The following is a 16,434-nucleotide window of genomic DNA, read 5'->3' as shown; positions in this document are numbered from 1 at the left end:
TTAGTTTGGAAAATGAATAATTATCCAAAATATGATTATTTAAATTAATAAAAATAATTATAATGATTTATCATTTTAAATCATTGTTAATTTCATCAATTATCTCCGAAACAAACTCCTCATCAGAGAATTTTTTTAAATAATTCAAACAAATTTCCAGTGGATTTAAATCTAAATGCTGGTAAAAGTAATTCTCAAAATCAGTGTAATCAACAATGTCCATATGATACTTCTCCCAGAAATGTAGAGGATGATTATTTAAAAAATCATAGCCTTCAGAAGTTATCTTATCATCTGAAAAATAATTGTTTTTTGTAAGAAAACTTCTTAAAACATCCCAGCCAATATTATATGTATTTTCAATAGTAAAAATTGAGTATTCAAGTTCAATTTTTTCTTCAATCAGTTTAAGAAACTTATATGCAATGAATCTGATGTCTTCATCAAAATCACTTCTGCCAGTATCAATAGCGTCAAACAGGCTGTTCTGCATTTCATGAGCATCATAATCAAGGTTAATGCCACAGAAATGACAGTACTTATCATGGTCATCAATCGGCATGCTGCAGTAAGGACATGTCTCAACATGAGATGTGATAGTCGGAGCAGAATTTTCATTGAAAAGATAAGCCAATCTGATCAATAATGATTCATTTAGAATCATTCCTGCCTCATACTCTTCAATAATCTGCTGTTTGATTTCCAAAGCCTTGGCATGAGTGATATGGGCATCATCAATCAGTGATTCAATATAAAATGAGAAATTATCCTCATCACCGATTACATCCTCAAGAGTATAGTTTTTAATCGGAAGATTGTCCTCCAACTTTAAGATTGTTTCCATTAGCCTGACATCATTACTCTGATAAAATTCCATCAAATCATCTACATAATCATCATCAACTTCACCAATATCATCAAAATGAATAATGTCATAGTTTAGAGGAGCACTATATGCAATGTGTCTTTTAGTAAAGTCCAGAATGTGAATACAGCTGCAGATGCTTAAGTCATAATAATGTGTGGACAGCTCATCGTCGCCATATTCCTGATTGGAAAGGACATGATTTCCAGGAACAACGAATTCAATTGCGCTTGCAACAATATTGTCACTGATTTTAGAAGCAAATCCGTATTTGATTAGTATTTCCACTACCAGTCGTGTAGGCTCCATGATGCTAGGCTTGTTGTGCTCAAGCATTGTCTTTTCAAGTTCCTTTAAGAATATCCCTTTTCCTCTGAATTCTGGAAGGATGTAAATATTATTTAATGCTGCTGTGATGAATTCCCTTGAATGGTCATATGAACAGAAACCGACAACTTTATTTTCAAAAATCAATTCCTTAAACAGATTACATTTCCCATATTTTAATATGAAACCTTCTTCAAGGATAGAATCATAAATGTAGCCGTAATATGTCTTTAATGTATCAATAACATCAATGTCATTTTCACTTAGAAAAATCTTTTGAATGTTATTTTCTCTTATTAAGTAGTCCATATGAATTCACCTGTCTCAATTAGATGAATATTGGAATTAACTTATATTTAAATTAATCGATTTTAACAGCTTTTTTAGGTTAAACTAATTATAAAAATTTAATATTGCAAAAAATAAATATTTTAGGAAGACCTAATTTATTTTCCTTTGTTTACATTGGTTTTGTTATAATCAGTGTTGCCGTTGGTTTGGCGTGAAATGATTTGCCTTGCAACACCAAAAATAGTCTTTAAAAGAATCAGACCATCCTGAGAAACCTGTCTTGCTAGATAATTTGGCCTCAGGTAGAATTTTAAAAAAGCTTTTTTCTGGATGCTCCTAAGCTCATTACTTGAACAGTCAATTGTTTCCAAAACAGGATCAATAAGAGTGTACTTTGACCAATCCTTGATACTGATTAGATTTTTCTTGAATGTCTCATTGTAAAAGCGGGTGCCCGGATATGGGGTGGCCAGACTGTAAAGTGCATAATTAGGATTCAGTTTTTTAACAAAATTAATTGTTTTTTCCATATTTTCACGAGTGTCTTCAGGCATTCCAATAACACATGATGCAATTGACCTGATGCCAACTTTTCTTAAAAGCCTGAATGCATTCTCTGTTTTTGAAACCGTGATGTTTTTGTTCATCTTCTCAAGCATCTGCTGGTCAGCACTTTCAACACCGATAAATACTGTAATGCATCCGGCATCCTTCATAGTTTGAAGCAAATCCTCATCCAATGTGTCAACCCTTGAAGTGCATCCCCACCAGAAATTAAGATTTCTACGTTTGATTTCAGCGCAGAAATCATAAACGAAACGCTTGTTTAAAGTAAATGTATCATCCATAAATGCAATGGTGTCAATGTTCTGCTCTTTAAGGCGCATTTCAACCTCATCAACAACATTTGTATATGACCTTCTTCTCAATTTGTGACCATGCAGTGCAGCTGATGAGCAAAATGAGCATTGCATCGGACAACCACGGGTTGTAATGATTGTTGCGACATTAGTTGTGATATTTAAAATTCTATATTTCTCCATAGGGAATAAATGGAATGCAGGGAATGGCAGTTCATCCAAGTCATGAATTACTTCCCTGTCAGGTGTTAAAACCAATGAACCATCTGTTTCATCATGAAAAGCAAGGCCTTTGACATTTGCCAAATCACCCTTTGACTCAATAGTCTGAACCAGTTCAAGTAAGGTGTATTCCCCTTCACCTCTCACAACAATATCCACGCTGGGTTCGGCCAGAACACTTTCAAATTCAAATGTCGGATGATATCCTCCCAAAACTACAATGGTGTCTGGTTTTACTTGCTTAATTTTATCTGCTGAATCCAAGGCAACGCCAATTGTCGGTGTAAGTGCACTGATAGATACAATGTCAGGATTTCTCCTTAAAATCTCATCACCAATCTCTTCATAGGTCAGCTCCAATCTGAAGCGTCCAACACGTCAACATCATAGCCGTGCTGTTCTAAGACTGCAGCCATGTAACCAATGCCTAATGACGGTGCAACAACACCTAGAAACTTATATTTTGAATTTGTTTGTGGAGGGTTAAGGAATGTAACTTTCATTCTATCATCAATTTTGATTTATCATAAAATATTAAATTAATTTAGGTATATAAAACTTTTGAATGAATATGGTTAGCAATAGCTAATGAGTATATATAATGTTAAAAAAATAGAAAAAAATTGGAAAAATTAATAGTAATACACGATTACTTTTTAACAGTAATCTTATTGCTAATCTTAACTTTTCCATAACTGGTCTGGATTTTATACTTTCCGACCTTTAGATTTTTGATTTTAATGGTTGCAATACCTTTCCTGTTGGTTTTAGCAGAGTATTTTTTACCTTTAATTTTAAAAGTAATTTTTTTACCCTTGACTGGCTTGCCTTTGGTGTTGACAAGCTTTGCAGTGAATTTTAAGACCTTACCTTTCTTAATGGATTTGTTTTTAGCAGTTAAAGTAGATTTAACAGTGATTTTATTTGAGACCTTAAATCCCTTATATTCTGCTGTTACAGTGTATTTATTAATTTTAAATTTATTTAATTTTACATTAGCAAACCCATCATTTCCAGTTTTAACTAGATAAATTTTTTTACCTATAATTATTCTTACAACCTCACCAACAATAATTTTACCAGAATTATCAGTTAGTTTAACCTTATAAATTTTATTAGCACCATAATACATTACTATATCTTTATTATCTATTAATTGAGCAGTTAATTGAAGAATATTTGGATTAACACTCTCCTGATTGATTCTTTCATTTTTATAATCAATAATCATATGATTATAAGAACTATTATAATTGTCACATCCATATTCAACAAAAACATCATAACTGCCGTCTGCTAAACTTAATGGAATAATTAACTTATCCTCTTTTAAATCAAAAGTCTGTGACTTATTATCAATATTTATAGTTATTCTGCCTGTTTTAACAGTATTATTAAATTGATCAACGATTCTTACAGAAATCTGATTTTTATCAAAACTAATTGAAATAGTTGTATTATAGTTAGCCAATACTGTAAATGCCTTAATACATGCTACTTGAGATTTATAAGTATGTAATGCATAAGTTTTTGATAAGTAAAATAAATCCTGCCAGTTTTCACCATCATAACTCACATAGGATATTCCAGGATAGTAAATTGCCTTATTTAAAGATTCAATTTCAGAAATCGGAACACTTGATAACTTATCAGATGTAGTGTTAAATACAATTTCAAAAACATCTCCCTTATATAACGGCACTATATCATCTAATTGGAATGTATAATAACCTGCCTGTGAAATTCCACTTTTAGTTGATTTTAAAACGTTGTTAACATATACATTAAATGTCCAGTTAGTTAATTTCTCAAAGTATGTTGAAACACCCTTTAAAATTTCATTATCTGTTGCTGTGAACTTATTTTTATACCAAACCTCATTTCGATTATCATGCAGATAGTCAGTTTTACCGGCAATATCATACTGATAGTTTTTATCATATTTTACAGTGTCATTTAAAATAAAAGTATAAGCTATTCCTTCAACACCCGGTTTTGCAAAGGATTCATCATAATATGATACATAAAAGTATCCATCATCTCCCCAGCTTTCGCCCCAACTGTTTTTTACAATCCAAGCACCATCACCATCAGCATAACTTCCAAAATAGAAATTTTCTCTTGAATAATTGTCATCCCATCCGACAATTGTTACTGCATGATTAGACGGATATAATGCCCATGTGTAATAATCAGTACCATTTTTCAAATAATAACTATCAAAGTAAATTGAAGTTCCAACAGCACCGTATTTCATTATTGCAGTTTTTATTGCATCATTATCAGTATAATTATCTCTTTTTAAGAATAATATATTTTGAATATGTAAAATACTATTTAAAATAGGTGACAATACAGATTTGTCATCAAATAAATCTGACATTTCATCAACAGGCCCTAGCCAACTTGCAAAATAACCAAACGGCATAGCGTCATAGCCTCCTTCATTGGTAACCATGTTCCAACCGTAATCTGAATATAATGCAATGAGGTTTTTCATGTTTTCTTCTGATAAATCAAATTCATGCCCTGTTGCTTTTTTAAGACAGGATTCCAATACTGCAATGGCTGTAAATGCCCAACAGTTACCGCTTGATTGCTGGTCTTTAACTTGTGTTACAAAACCATCATCAACCAAACTATAATAACTTGGAAGATCAGTGACTTCTATATCTTCAATTGTATAAATGGAATAATTACCTGTTCCTATATTAATATTTAAATTCTTTGTATCAAAATAATCCTTATATTCTGGTGCATTATTATTCTTAAATGTATTGACTGATAAACTGTACCTTAAATTGTTTAAAATTGAAAATATTGCTCCTGCTGAAACATTTGCATTATTGTTTTCAAATATGTTTGAAACCATGAATAGATAAGATGAATTATCAATAAAGATTGCCCCTCCATTTCGTGCAGAGTTATTGTTGAAGTTTCCATATGTTGAATAAAATTTTCCAAACATGTGATAAATTGCTCCACCATCCCATTTAGCACTGTTATCATATGCATTCACATAATTTAAGGTAACTTCACTGTTTAATGTAGTGATTGCACCACCAAATGTTGCAGAACCATTTATAAAATCACTGCGTTCAACATTAAGCAGGGATGCTTTAACATATATTGCTCCACCGGCATCATCAATACAATAGTTTTTTATGAATTTAGATTTAGAAATTTTAACACTTTCAGTATTTTCACATGCAATAGCCCCACCGAAATTATAAGCACAATTATTAATGAATTGTGAATTAGATATATCCAAATAACCTGCAGCCATATAGATTGCTCCAACATATACTGCATAATTGTCCAGGAATGTGCAATTTTTTATTGTTACATGAGAATTAGAATTTAAATCTGTAGTATATACTGCCCCACCATAATTATTTCCGTAATCATCTGCTTTACTGCCATAACCATAACTGAAAATGGCATTGGTTGCATTGAAATTACCATTGTTTGTAATGGATAAGTCAACTAATGTAACATTAGTTAATGTTAAATGGGAATTGACATTAAAAGCAACACCATCATATTTAATTATAGTTTTTTGGGGATTTAATCCAATTATATTAACTTTTTCGATAGTTTTTGAATTATCCAGTTCATACTCGCCATCAGACAAATAGATATTACAATATCCTTTAATTCTATCTGAAGTTAAGTATTTATATGGATTATTGTATGATCCATCTCCATTATCGTTTTCCAGAGATGAATTGAAATAATAATCATTATCTGCTTGTAAAACATCATCATTCGTAACTGATATTTGAGATTGTGACTCTTCAATTTCAATCAGTTCCAATGTTTGATTATCCATTGCATAAGTTGACGGAATTATAAATATCACAAGTAATAATGATATGAATATTAAATTATGATATTTAGCCAATTTCATTCCTCCAAAAAATAAAAAAAGAAAATAGAGATTATCTAATCCCTATTTTTTTACTTTTAATGTTTTTTTAACAGTATCTTTACCATAAGTTACTGTGTATTTGTATTTTTTACCAGCTTTGAGTTTTTTAAGTATACTCTTTTTAATTTTAAAGGTTGCAACTCCTTTTTTATTGGTTTTTGCTTTGATTTTTTTACCTTTAATCTTAAGAATTACTTTTTTACCTTTAATTGCTTTTTTACCAGCTTTTAAGGTTACTTTAATCTTAAGTTTTTTAGCTGATTTTTTAACTTTAATGTTTTTAGCTTTAATAACATTTTTAACTGTTACTTTATATTTTTGAGAAATTCCATTATATGTTACAGTAGCAGTATATGCTTTAGGTTTTACAGCTAAATTAAATGTAGCATAACCATTAGCATTTGTAGTAGCTTTTAAAGTTTTTCCAGCTATTTTAAGAGTAACTTGTTTTCCAGCTCCAACTGATTTGCCGTCCAGAGTTACACGAATGGTATATCCATTTCCATAGTACACTTTTGCATTGTTTGTTGCAGTGATTTTAACTACAGGTTGTGTTGGAGTTGTTTCAGCAGGTTTTTTGTATGCTTCAGTGTTTCCAGATGAGGCAACATTTGAATTTATATTGGATATTGTGTTTTCACCGGTTGTGCCGTTAGCAGTTAAACCATTGTCTTTAATTGTTGCATTAGTATTTATTGCATCAATAGTGGAATTGCTTGTTGAAACAATATTGTTGTTTGTTATTAAGGCACTGCCTTCACTTGCAACGATACCTGTTGAATTTACATTAACACCACTTTGTTGAGATACAATACTTCCAATATCCTTACCATTTACTGTAATGTTATTTCCATCAATGATTGCATCTGTTTGATGGGTTATAATACCATATACATGATTTCCATCAACTTTTATATCATTGTTTGAAATAGTGGTTTTGTTTTCTTCAACATAAACACCGTATACAGTATCGGATTCACCTTTAATTTTATTATTGGTAAGGTTGACCTCTTTATCATTGCCCCAATCATCAAAGTAAACCGGATAAGTCACATTAACTGCTTTAGCAAGAATATTGTTATTCACTACGTTTCCAGTTGAAGAACCTGCTACCTGTACACCATCAGCATAATTACCTTCTGAAATTGCATTAATAGTGTTTCCTGAAATGATTATATTATCACAATCATTAGTTATTAATCCATATGCATATTCATGACCATTTACATTAATTTCATTATCAGTGACTTTTGAATCATCACATCCGTCAACATAAACACCATAAATTGAATCAAAACTACCAACAAATCCATTATAATTCACTGTTATGTCGTTTTTATTAACAGATACTTCATCACTGTCTTTAATGAATACACCAACAGAGTAATATATCATATTATCTTGAACAAAACCATTTGGAACAGATGAAATGTTAGCATTTAACTTGTTGTCTTCAAATATTAAGTTATCTGCTTCATCTGCATTAATTGCCATAGTTTTAACATCACCATTGGATTTAGCAGTGTAGGTAATATTGTTACCGGTGATTTTTACATCACTTGCCACATCAATTCTAATGACATAACTTTCTACATTATCAGGAGCATTGTAGATAATTTCATTATCTTCAACAACAGCATTGCCTGCTCCGATGTATATTAATGAATTGTCATTGCCAATAAATTCTTCATCAGCAATGAATTTAATACCTTTAACTTTAACATCATATGCAGTAATTGCAACTGAAGTATTGTTGAATATCGCACCATCACCTTTAATTGAAATGGAATCGTCCAATACAATTCTTAAGTTTTTAAACTCACCTTTGAATATTAATTCATCAAATGGCACATCATATCTTAAAACACCGTTTTCATCAAAGAAATTACTAAATGTTTCAGGTGTAACAATATCATTGTTGCCGGTAACATTTAAAGCTGCAGTGCCACTGCTTTCACCATATTCCTCACTGCCATCTATATATATAGCGGTAATTACAGATTCACCAATGTCTTTTGCAATTGTAATGGTGTCTTTTGCTTCACCATTAATTACATCAATAATTTTAACTAAATCATCATCAAAGTATAATTCAACATTACCCTTATTGATAATGGTACCATCACTGGAAGTTACTTTTATTGTGTATTCTACCCTGTCACCTTTATTTGCAGTAATATTTTCAATTGCTACAGTTGTAGATGTTGTTATAACAAACAATACTTCATCTTCATCATCAACTGATGCAGAAATGAATTTCAATCCTTCAGGAACAGTATAATCATAGGTAAACTCACCATTTGTTAAAACACCATTAATCGGACCTAAGTTAGTGGTAATTGTAATTGGTGTTTCAATATTTATTGGATTTGCTAATGTAGATCCATCATTTAAAGTGTTTATTGTAGCAGTTAAAGTTACAGTTTCTCCCACTTTAATTTCAGAAGAATTGGAAACAGTCAATACTGCCCATGTTGAAACAGAAGGAGTGAATCTGTATCCTCCTACAGCTGACTCAGGACCTTCATTAGTACCCCACCAGTTGGTGTTTACATTAACTGAAGGGTTAATTTGTTCTGTACCGTAACCATAAATTGCATAACCGTTTTCATCAGAATTGTTAATTAAAACTGAACTTGAGATTTTAAGGTTGGTTGCTCTAACATAGACTGCACCACCATTTGTATCAGCAGTGTTTTCCTCAAATAAAGTGTTGGAAATGGTTAATGAACCTTTTCTTTCATAATTTGAAGTACCTGCCATGTAGATTGCTCCACCACCATAATCCTCTTTGGAATTAGCATGGTTTTTAATGAATCTTGAATTTTCAATATTGATATTGGCGTCTGATAATGAAACAAAGATTGCTCCACCACTGGCTGTGGTTTGAGCCTGATTGTTTTCGAATGTTGTGTTTTTAACATCAATACCTGTAATTTGTTGAGCAAATATTGCTCCACCACCGTTAGCTTCATTACCGGATGCAATATTATTTTCAATTATTGAATTTTCAATTGTAATAGTAGGCGATTTTGCTAAACCTGAACCACTATATATTGCTCCACCGACTTTAGCAGTATTGTTTGCAATTGTGGAGTTGATAATTGTCAATGATGCAACATTATAGATTGCTCCACCATTATTTTCACCAGCACTGGAGTTAGCTAGTGTACAGTTAATGATTGTTAATTTATTTGAGTTTCCTAAAAGTGCACCGCTTTCATCAGCACCAAATCCATTAATCATTATTAAGTTTTTAAGTACAACATTTGCTTCCTGACCAACATATAAAATTCTATTGGAGTTTTCAGCATCAATGATTACTTTACCTTCACCAGTAATGTTTAAATCATCTGAGATAATTCCTAAATCACCGGTTTTATAATTGCCTTCACGAATGATAATTTGTCCATTTTTGGCTAATTTAATTGCTTGATCAATAGTTGCTACAGGAGTATCAACATCACCATCATTATTATCATCAGCGTTTTCGCCACCAACGTAAATAATATCCAAAGTCTTATTAACTTTCAGTGAATGAGTTGCATCATTTGAACTAGCAGTTAAATATTTATCTTTTTCATCAACAGTGTAGGTCACTTCAGCCTTTTTGTCTTTAACTGTTTTGACTTCATTTAAGTTTCCACTTGTTGAAGTGAAAGTAACATCAAATACTTCAGGTAAGTCACCAGTGTATGATTCCCCATCATTGGTTTTGTCAAATGAAGCTGTTAATGTAATTTCATCTCCTACTTCAATGTTAGTGTCATTTGAGGATACTGTCATTACAATCCATTTATTTACAGTTACTGGAGTATTTGGTGTGTTTGCTCCCCACCAGTTATTTTCTGCAGTTACACTAGCGGAAGATTCTTTTTCAATTGAGTAACCGTTAGTGTTTAGTAATACTGAATCAGAAATAGTTAATTCACCAGATGATACATAAATGTCTTTTCCTAAATCATCAGCATTATTATTCATAAATACTGAAGTTTCGACATTTACCTTTTCACCATTTACATATATTGCAGATCCTTCACCATTAGCAGTACTGGATTTTTTAACAACATTGTTGGTAAATGTTGAATCCTTAATATTGGTGTTTGATTTTTCTGAGTAGATAACTCCATATCTTACTAATTGGTTATTTTCAAAGGTACAATTAGTTACTGTTAAAGTGTTTACTGCAGATGAGTCAAGAGAACTTTTTCCTACAAAATTAATTACGGAAAACATTCCTTCATTTTGATAAAATTTAGTATTTTCTACAACAGCATTACCATATCTTGAATATAATCCAATTCCATATAAAGTATTGGTATCATCAGTTAAACCATTATTATAGAATTCGGTATTATTTATTAATACTTCTCCACCATTATTATAAACATTACCATAACTTGCATTGTTTTGATAGAATTTAGAATTATCAATTACAATTTTTTTATTGTTATTAATTATTGCTGCATTAGCTCTGCTATTAATAATGTTTAAATAGACTGAAATTCTGTTAAGTGTTAAATTTCCATAATTATAGATAACTCCACCGTTATCAAACCCATTTGTGAATTGGACATTAGTAATGTTTAAATTAGCACGATTTGTTAAAAATCTTTTATTATTACCATCAATGATGACAGTACCTTCACCAGTAATGTCTAAATCTTTAGTAATTTCTAAAGTATTGTCAATAGTGTAAGTACCGGCAAGGATAACGATTTTACCTTTTTGAGCTAATTCAATTGCTCTGTCAATTGTTTTTACAGGATGAGCTTCATCACCATCATTAGTGTTTATACCATTTTCCCAATCTACATAAATGACATCAGGAGCTTCGTATAATTTCAATGGTAATTTTACACTTTCAGATTCTGAAGTGATTGTTGCTTCATCATCTGAATTTACAGTGTATTTGACTGTTGCCTTATTGTTTTTAATGGTAGCGATTTCATTTAAGTTATTTGCACTAACAGTTACATTGAATTCAGGTAATGTACCTTCATAAGCACTACCAGAATTGGTTTTTTCGAATGAAACAGTGATTGTTACCTCATCACCAGGATTAATTCTTTCTAAATCGATACTTGCATCCATTACAATCCATGAATCAACACTAGCATTAGTGTTTGCAGCATCGTTTTTACCCCACCAATTATTGTTTGCTGTAATTGTAGCAGGAGTGCTTGATACAGTTAAAGCATAACCAGTTGGGTTTAACAATACGGAGTTTTGAATGTTTACGTTTCCTCCATCAACACTGATAGCACTTACATCAGCACCATCAACTTCAAAAGTACATTTTTCAACAGTTAAAGTTCCAGCATTATTATTGATAATAATACCATTATCATTTGTGAATTTAATATTTTCTAATGATAAACTTGCAGAATTATCAAACATTTGAGAAGCAGTGCCTTTTATTGTTGCTAAACCACTTTCGCATTTAATGGTTAAATCTTTTGAGATTGATAATGTTTCAGCAATAGTATAATCACCAGCGATAACTATAATGTTACCACCATTTTCTGCTAATTCAATTGCATGTTTAATTGATTGAACTGCATTGTCTGGAGTGGAACCATCTTTAGCATCATCCCCTGTTGATGATACATATATATCACCCGCTGCAGGAGTTGCAGATGGAGTTGGTATTGATTCAGCTAAAGCATTACCAGATTGGTCAACAAAAGTATCTCCATTTTTATTAACCCAAGTAGTTTGGTCAATATTGGTTGCTGTTTTTACAGCATCAGTATTATCATAATTTGCACCCCAATAATTATAATTAGCTGTTGCTGTTACAACTTTAGTAACATCATTATAACTATAAATTTTATCAACTGTATTATCTGCAATATTATTATAATTTAAAGTTAAATTTGATTTAACAGAAGTTGATCCAACATCACTAATTAATACTGAATTAGAACCAGTAGCAACATTATTAGAAAAAATTGTCTGCTCAATTGTTAAAGTTCCAGCATTATGTATAATTTTAGTTGATTCAACAGTATTATCTAATATATTAGAATTTCTGATTGATACCTTACCAGCACAATATATCAAAGATGTTTTTATTCCAGCACTGTTTTTAATTGTTAAATCATCAAATGTTGCTTTTACATTATTATTTGATAAATAAATTACTCCCTTAGCAGTAGCACCAGTAAGTGAATATTTAGGCGAATCTATTAAAACTTTTTCCACATTAACTGTAGAAGCTCTAGTGAAAGTTAAAGCAGTAGCAGCTGCTTTATTTGCAGTTTGTTCACAATTTAAAATATTTACTCCACTAATTGTATTTGCTCCAGCGCTTGAAGAACGAATAGTTCCCCATCCGAGTTTACAATTTTCGAAATTACAGTCAACAATATTCAAATTTGCAGATGAACTAGTGAAAACAACACTAGAACCTGAAACTGTAATATCCTTAAAATTTAAATTTTGTAATTTTAAATTATAATTGTCTGTAGCTTGGAAAATAGCATAATCCCCGTGAGAGATTATAGTAACCCCATTTTTAGTTTGCCCTTTAAATGTTAGAGATTTAGCATAATTTCCACTACCTGTAGAGGATGTTAAATATATTGATCCACTACTTTCTGGAAATTCATAAGTTCCATCATTCAATATTATTGTATCACCATCAGCAGCTTCAGTACAAGCTGTTACAAGTTCATTATAATTATTAACAGTGCGTTCAGCACCTAATTTCTCCCCGCTATCCGAAACTTCAAGAGCTTCAAGAGATGAATCATCTCCTATCACCCCTTCACCAGTATCGGACTCAGTTAAATTTTTATCTATTGTATCCTGTGCACTTACTCCATTAATACATAACAGTATCATTAATGCAAGAAGTGCACAAATAAAAATTTTTTTATCCGTATTCATTCAATCACTTCGTTTAATAAATTTATAAAGTTAAGATTAAAAAAAATAAATCAACTTTACATTATTATTTATTCATACTAGTAATATATAAAACTTCAAGTTAATTGAATAAAAATAAAATATAATTTAATTTTAATTGATAAAAAAGTAAAGTAAAAATGATTTAAGAAAATTTAAAAATATTAAGCAATATAAATATAAATGGTGAATAAAATGAACATATTATTAATCGGTGCCGGAGGAGTAGGAATCGGAATTGCAACATCAGTTGCTTCCCAGGGAGCAAATGTATCAATTTATGCAACTGGTGAAACCGCAAAATCAATTAAAGAAAACGGAATCAGAAGAACAGGACTTTTCACACACTATGAAATTAAAGACATTCCTGTTTATGAAACTTATGAAAGTATACCAAAGGACACTTTTGACTATATTTTCATTGCATCCAAGACAACCGCTAATGAAAATATTGCACAAAACCTAAACAATCACAGGGAAATATTAAAAAGTGATACAAAAATAATCATATTCCAGAATGGTTTTGGAAACGATGAACCCTACCTAAAATACTTCTTAAAAAATCAGGTATATTGCGCACGTGTCATCACCGGCTTCACCAGACCTGAAAGATACATCAGCGAAGTGACTGTATACACCGAACCAATACTATTGGGATCTCTTCAAAATGAAGACCCTTCTCATTTACAAGAAATTGCAGATTTAATTACAAAATCCGGAATCAAATGTGAAGTAACAGATGAAGTTGACAAGTACCTGTGGGCCAAGATGCTTTACAACTGCACATTAAATCCTTTAGGTGCAATCTTAAACAAGACTTACGGCGAACTTACAGAAAACCCCTACACTCTTGAAATCATGAATGATATTATCGATGAAATCTTTGAAGTGATTAAATCATCCCCATACACAACGTTTTGGGACTCATCAGATGACTACAAAGATATATTCTACTCAAAGCTTGTTCCAGACACTTATAATCATTATTCTTCAACCCAACAGGATATTCAAAAGCACATAAAAACCGAGATTGATTCTTTAACAGGCAAGGTAATTCAACTGGGTGAAGTCAATAATATCAATGTAAGTACAAATAAAATTATCTATAACATGATTAAAGCTATTGAAAGTACCTTCTAGAAACTAAAACTTTATATATGTTAAAAATCTAAATAGTATTGTTCATATTGTTATGTACTATTTTTTTATAATATGAACAATGGTGATGGTTGAAATGAGCATTCGTTTGTATTCCTTTAGTGGTGTTTAGGAAGAGAATGTTCATTTGTTTTAAAAAACTTATTTTTACAAGAATTATTTTTAGTGATACTATGAGTGAACTTAAAGAATTAATAGAAAAATATATTGAACTTGAAGACAATTTTGATGAAGATTCAGAAGAACAGGCTGAAGAATTACACGAATTAGGTCATGAAATCGACCATGCAGTATATCATGAGGAATTCACTATTGTTTACAATGCTGATACTGAAGATGAAGAAGTTGTTGCTTTAATCGTCAGCGGTGAAGATGATGAACATGAAGAGTTCTTCATACCTGTTTACACCTCAGAAGAGGAAGCTAAAAAAGCTATTGAAACTTTCGTTGAAGAATCCGGTGAAAGCAATTTCGCATTCGATAAGGCTGTCGGAAATGCAATTGTACAGGCATATGCTGAAGATGAAGAATTTTTAGGTCTTGCAATTGACGCTCCACAATGTGACTTTGTAATATTTTCTGAAAACGTTCATGATTGCAGTGAATAGGCATGAAACTTAAGGATTACCAGGACTATCAGGAAAATAATGTTAAGGCATCTGTTAGTCAGCTGAAAGAGTATATTCAGATATATGCGGATATGGCAAAAAAACTTAAAAGCGAGGATGCAATTGAGCTTGAAGCCGTTAAAAAAAATATTCGAAACACATATCCTACTGAAATTTACTTTACTCTTGTTGATGAGGCAGAAAAACCCGTTAAATTAACATTAACAGAATCCAGTAAAGAGTATATTATCCTAGTTTTTACTGATATGAGAGAGTATGCTGTTGGAAGCGCTAAAATTTCCAAACTGTTCCTGGACAGGCTTGACTTGAAAGTAATTACTCCAGCTGACATTAGTCAATTAGCTGAAGAGGATGAATTCTTCCAGGGCTTTGTGATTAATCCTCATTCACAGAATTTCAATATGGATAGGAATGGTGATTTTTAATGTATATATGCCCTACAATCGGCAAGGATCATGAAAAGGATTTTCTGGTAACAGGATCTTTGGATGATTTTAAGATTATTGTTTTTTCAAGTCTTGATGAATATGAAAAGGGTTTTGAATATTTAGAATTAGTCGATTACGAACCTACTGAAGTGTCCGATGAATTGTTTCATAAACTTGCTTTAAATGATGATGCTTTCAGCGGTCTGATTTTAGATATTCACTCAAAAAATAAAATAATATCTAAAGAAGAATTACTCTAATTCTTCTTCATTTTCTTCTTCTTGATTATCATTTTGATAATATTTATATCGGTAAGACATTTTAAAGCCTTCAACCACTTCTCTTTTTGGCCTTCTTTTACGTTTTATTTGAGGACCGTTCATATCCCTGAATTTCTTTTGATATGGTTTGGCTGCATTTCTGTTCTCACGATAATATTGAGAGTTTCTATGTCGAGAATGAGGTGAGTTATACATTCTCTTTTTTAGCAGCCGTCTTGTTGATGTGACTCTTCTTATCACTAAAATCACTTATCTTCTGTTTAAGTTTTTAGTAGCTGATTTATCAAGAGTTGCTTGAATTTCATCGATTCTTTCAACTACAACTTTAATTGCTTGTTCACCTTGACGAGTTGGATTGATTCCTTGTTCAACAAGTAATGCATCCCTAATATCTCTTAATCTGTCAATTGAATCAATTTTCATAATAGTGCTGTAAAACATTAGTTTTTCCTCCGTATAATATTTTATATTTATTTTATAATTAAAAAGATTTTTGTTGAAATATTTTAAATAATTTGAAATAATTATTA

At 31.2% G+C, this 16,434-nt stretch carries 9 protein-coding genes and 1 pseudogene; 4 read left to right on the top strand and 6 right to left on the bottom strand.

The window, feature by feature from the left end; all coding sequences use genetic code 11:
• Window positions 1–70: 70 nt before the first annotated feature.
• From IJ258_RS09920 to IJ258_RS09905, 4 genes and pseudogenes are all read right to left on the bottom strand, one after another.
• Window positions 71–1,501, bottom strand: a complete 1,431-nt coding sequence (locus tag IJ258_RS09920) for a GNAT family N-acetyltransferase (protein WP_292806444.1) — start codon at window positions 1,499–1,501, stop codon at window positions 71–73.
• 137 nt (window positions 1,502–1,638) lie between these two features.
• Window positions 1,639–3,068 (bottom strand): annotated as a pseudogene (locus IJ258_RS09915) (B12-binding domain-containing radical SAM protein).
• A 146-nt stretch (window positions 3,069–3,214) separates the two neighbouring features.
• Window positions 3,215–6,475 (bottom strand): C1 family peptidase, encoded by a 3,261-nt coding sequence (locus IJ258_RS09910; protein WP_292806442.1) that lies wholly within the window; start codon window positions 6,473–6,475, stop codon window positions 3,215–3,217.
• A 42-nt stretch (window positions 6,476–6,517) separates the two neighbouring features.
• Window positions 6,518–13,390, bottom strand: coding sequence for a right-handed parallel beta-helix repeat-containing protein (locus IJ258_RS09905; RefSeq protein ID WP_292806440.1), 6,873 nt, complete (start codon window positions 13,388–13,390; stop codon window positions 6,518–6,520).
• Window positions 13,391–13,603: 213 nt separating this feature from the next.
• On the opposite strand from IJ258_RS09905, the gene IJ258_RS09900 reads away from it, so the two are divergent.
• The 4 genes from IJ258_RS09900 (at window position 13,604) to IJ258_RS09885 (ending at window position 15,883) form a co-directional block, all read left to right on the top strand.
• Window positions 13,604–14,548 (top strand): ketopantoate reductase family protein, encoded by a 945-nt coding sequence (locus tag IJ258_RS09900; protein ID WP_292806438.1) that lies wholly within the window; start codon window positions 13,604–13,606, stop codon window positions 14,546–14,548.
• 191 nt (window positions 14,549–14,739) lie between these two features.
• Window positions 14,740–15,174, top strand: coding sequence for a hypothetical protein (locus IJ258_RS09895; protein ID WP_292806436.1), 435 nt, complete (start codon window positions 14,740–14,742; stop codon window positions 15,172–15,174).
• Window positions 15,175–15,176: 2 nt separating this feature from the next.
• A complete protein-coding gene (locus IJ258_RS09890; protein WP_292806434.1) occupies window positions 15,177–15,620 on the top strand; it encodes a hypothetical protein in 444 nt (147 codons plus the stop codon).
• Window positions 15,620–15,883 (top strand): hypothetical protein, encoded by a 264-nt coding sequence (locus IJ258_RS09885; RefSeq protein ID WP_292806432.1) that lies wholly within the window; start codon window positions 15,620–15,622, stop codon window positions 15,881–15,883. Before IJ258_RS09890 ends, IJ258_RS09885 begins: the two co-directional genes overlap by 1 nt.
• Here the strand turns inward: IJ258_RS09885 and IJ258_RS09880 are convergent.
• Window positions 15,875–16,144: a hypothetical protein gene (locus IJ258_RS09880; RefSeq protein ID WP_292806430.1), complete on the bottom strand. Its 270-nt coding sequence runs from the start codon at window positions 16,142–16,144 to the stop codon at window positions 15,875–15,877. The genes IJ258_RS09885 and IJ258_RS09880 overlap by 9 nt on opposite strands.
• A 9-nt stretch (window positions 16,145–16,153) precedes the next feature.
• Window positions 16,154–16,345, bottom strand: a complete 192-nt coding sequence (locus IJ258_RS09875; protein ID WP_292601247.1) for a hypothetical protein — start codon at window positions 16,343–16,345, stop codon at window positions 16,154–16,156.
• Window positions 16,346–16,434 lie beyond the last annotated feature (89 nt).

It is taken from the genome of Methanobrevibacter sp., assembly GCF_017468685.1.
Taxonomy (GTDB): Archaea; Methanobacteriota; Methanobacteria; order Methanobacteriales; family Methanobacteriaceae; genus Methanocatella.
The sequence above is the reverse complement of the archived record's forward strand: the minus strand, read 5'-3'. Positions and strand labels throughout refer to the sequence as shown.

Coding starts and splice junctions, on each gene's coding strand:
- IJ258_RS09920 (WP_292806444.1), bottom strand. CDS start 1,501: ATGGACTACTTAATAAGAGAAAATAACATTCAAAAGATTTTTCTAAGT.
- IJ258_RS09910 (WP_292806442.1), bottom strand. CDS start 6,475: ATGAAATTGGCTAAATATCATAATTTAATATTCATATCATTATTACTT.
- IJ258_RS09905 (WP_292806440.1), bottom strand. CDS start 13,390: ATGAATACGGATAAAAAAATTTTTATTTGTGCACTTCTTGCATTAATG.
- IJ258_RS09900 (WP_292806438.1), top strand. CDS start 13,604: ATGAACATATTATTAATCGGTGCCGGAGGAGTAGGAATCGGAATTGCA.
- IJ258_RS09895 (WP_292806436.1), top strand. CDS start 14,740: ATGAGTGAACTTAAAGAATTAATAGAAAAATATATTGAACTTGAAGAC.
- IJ258_RS09890 (WP_292806434.1), top strand. CDS start 15,177: ATGAAACTTAAGGATTACCAGGACTATCAGGAAAATAATGTTAAGGCA.
- IJ258_RS09885 (WP_292806432.1), top strand. CDS start 15,620: ATGTATATATGCCCTACAATCGGCAAGGATCATGAAAAGGATTTTCTG.
- IJ258_RS09875 (WP_292601247.1), bottom strand. CDS start 16,345: ATGTTTTACAGCACTATTATGAAAATTGATTCAATTGACAGATTAAGA.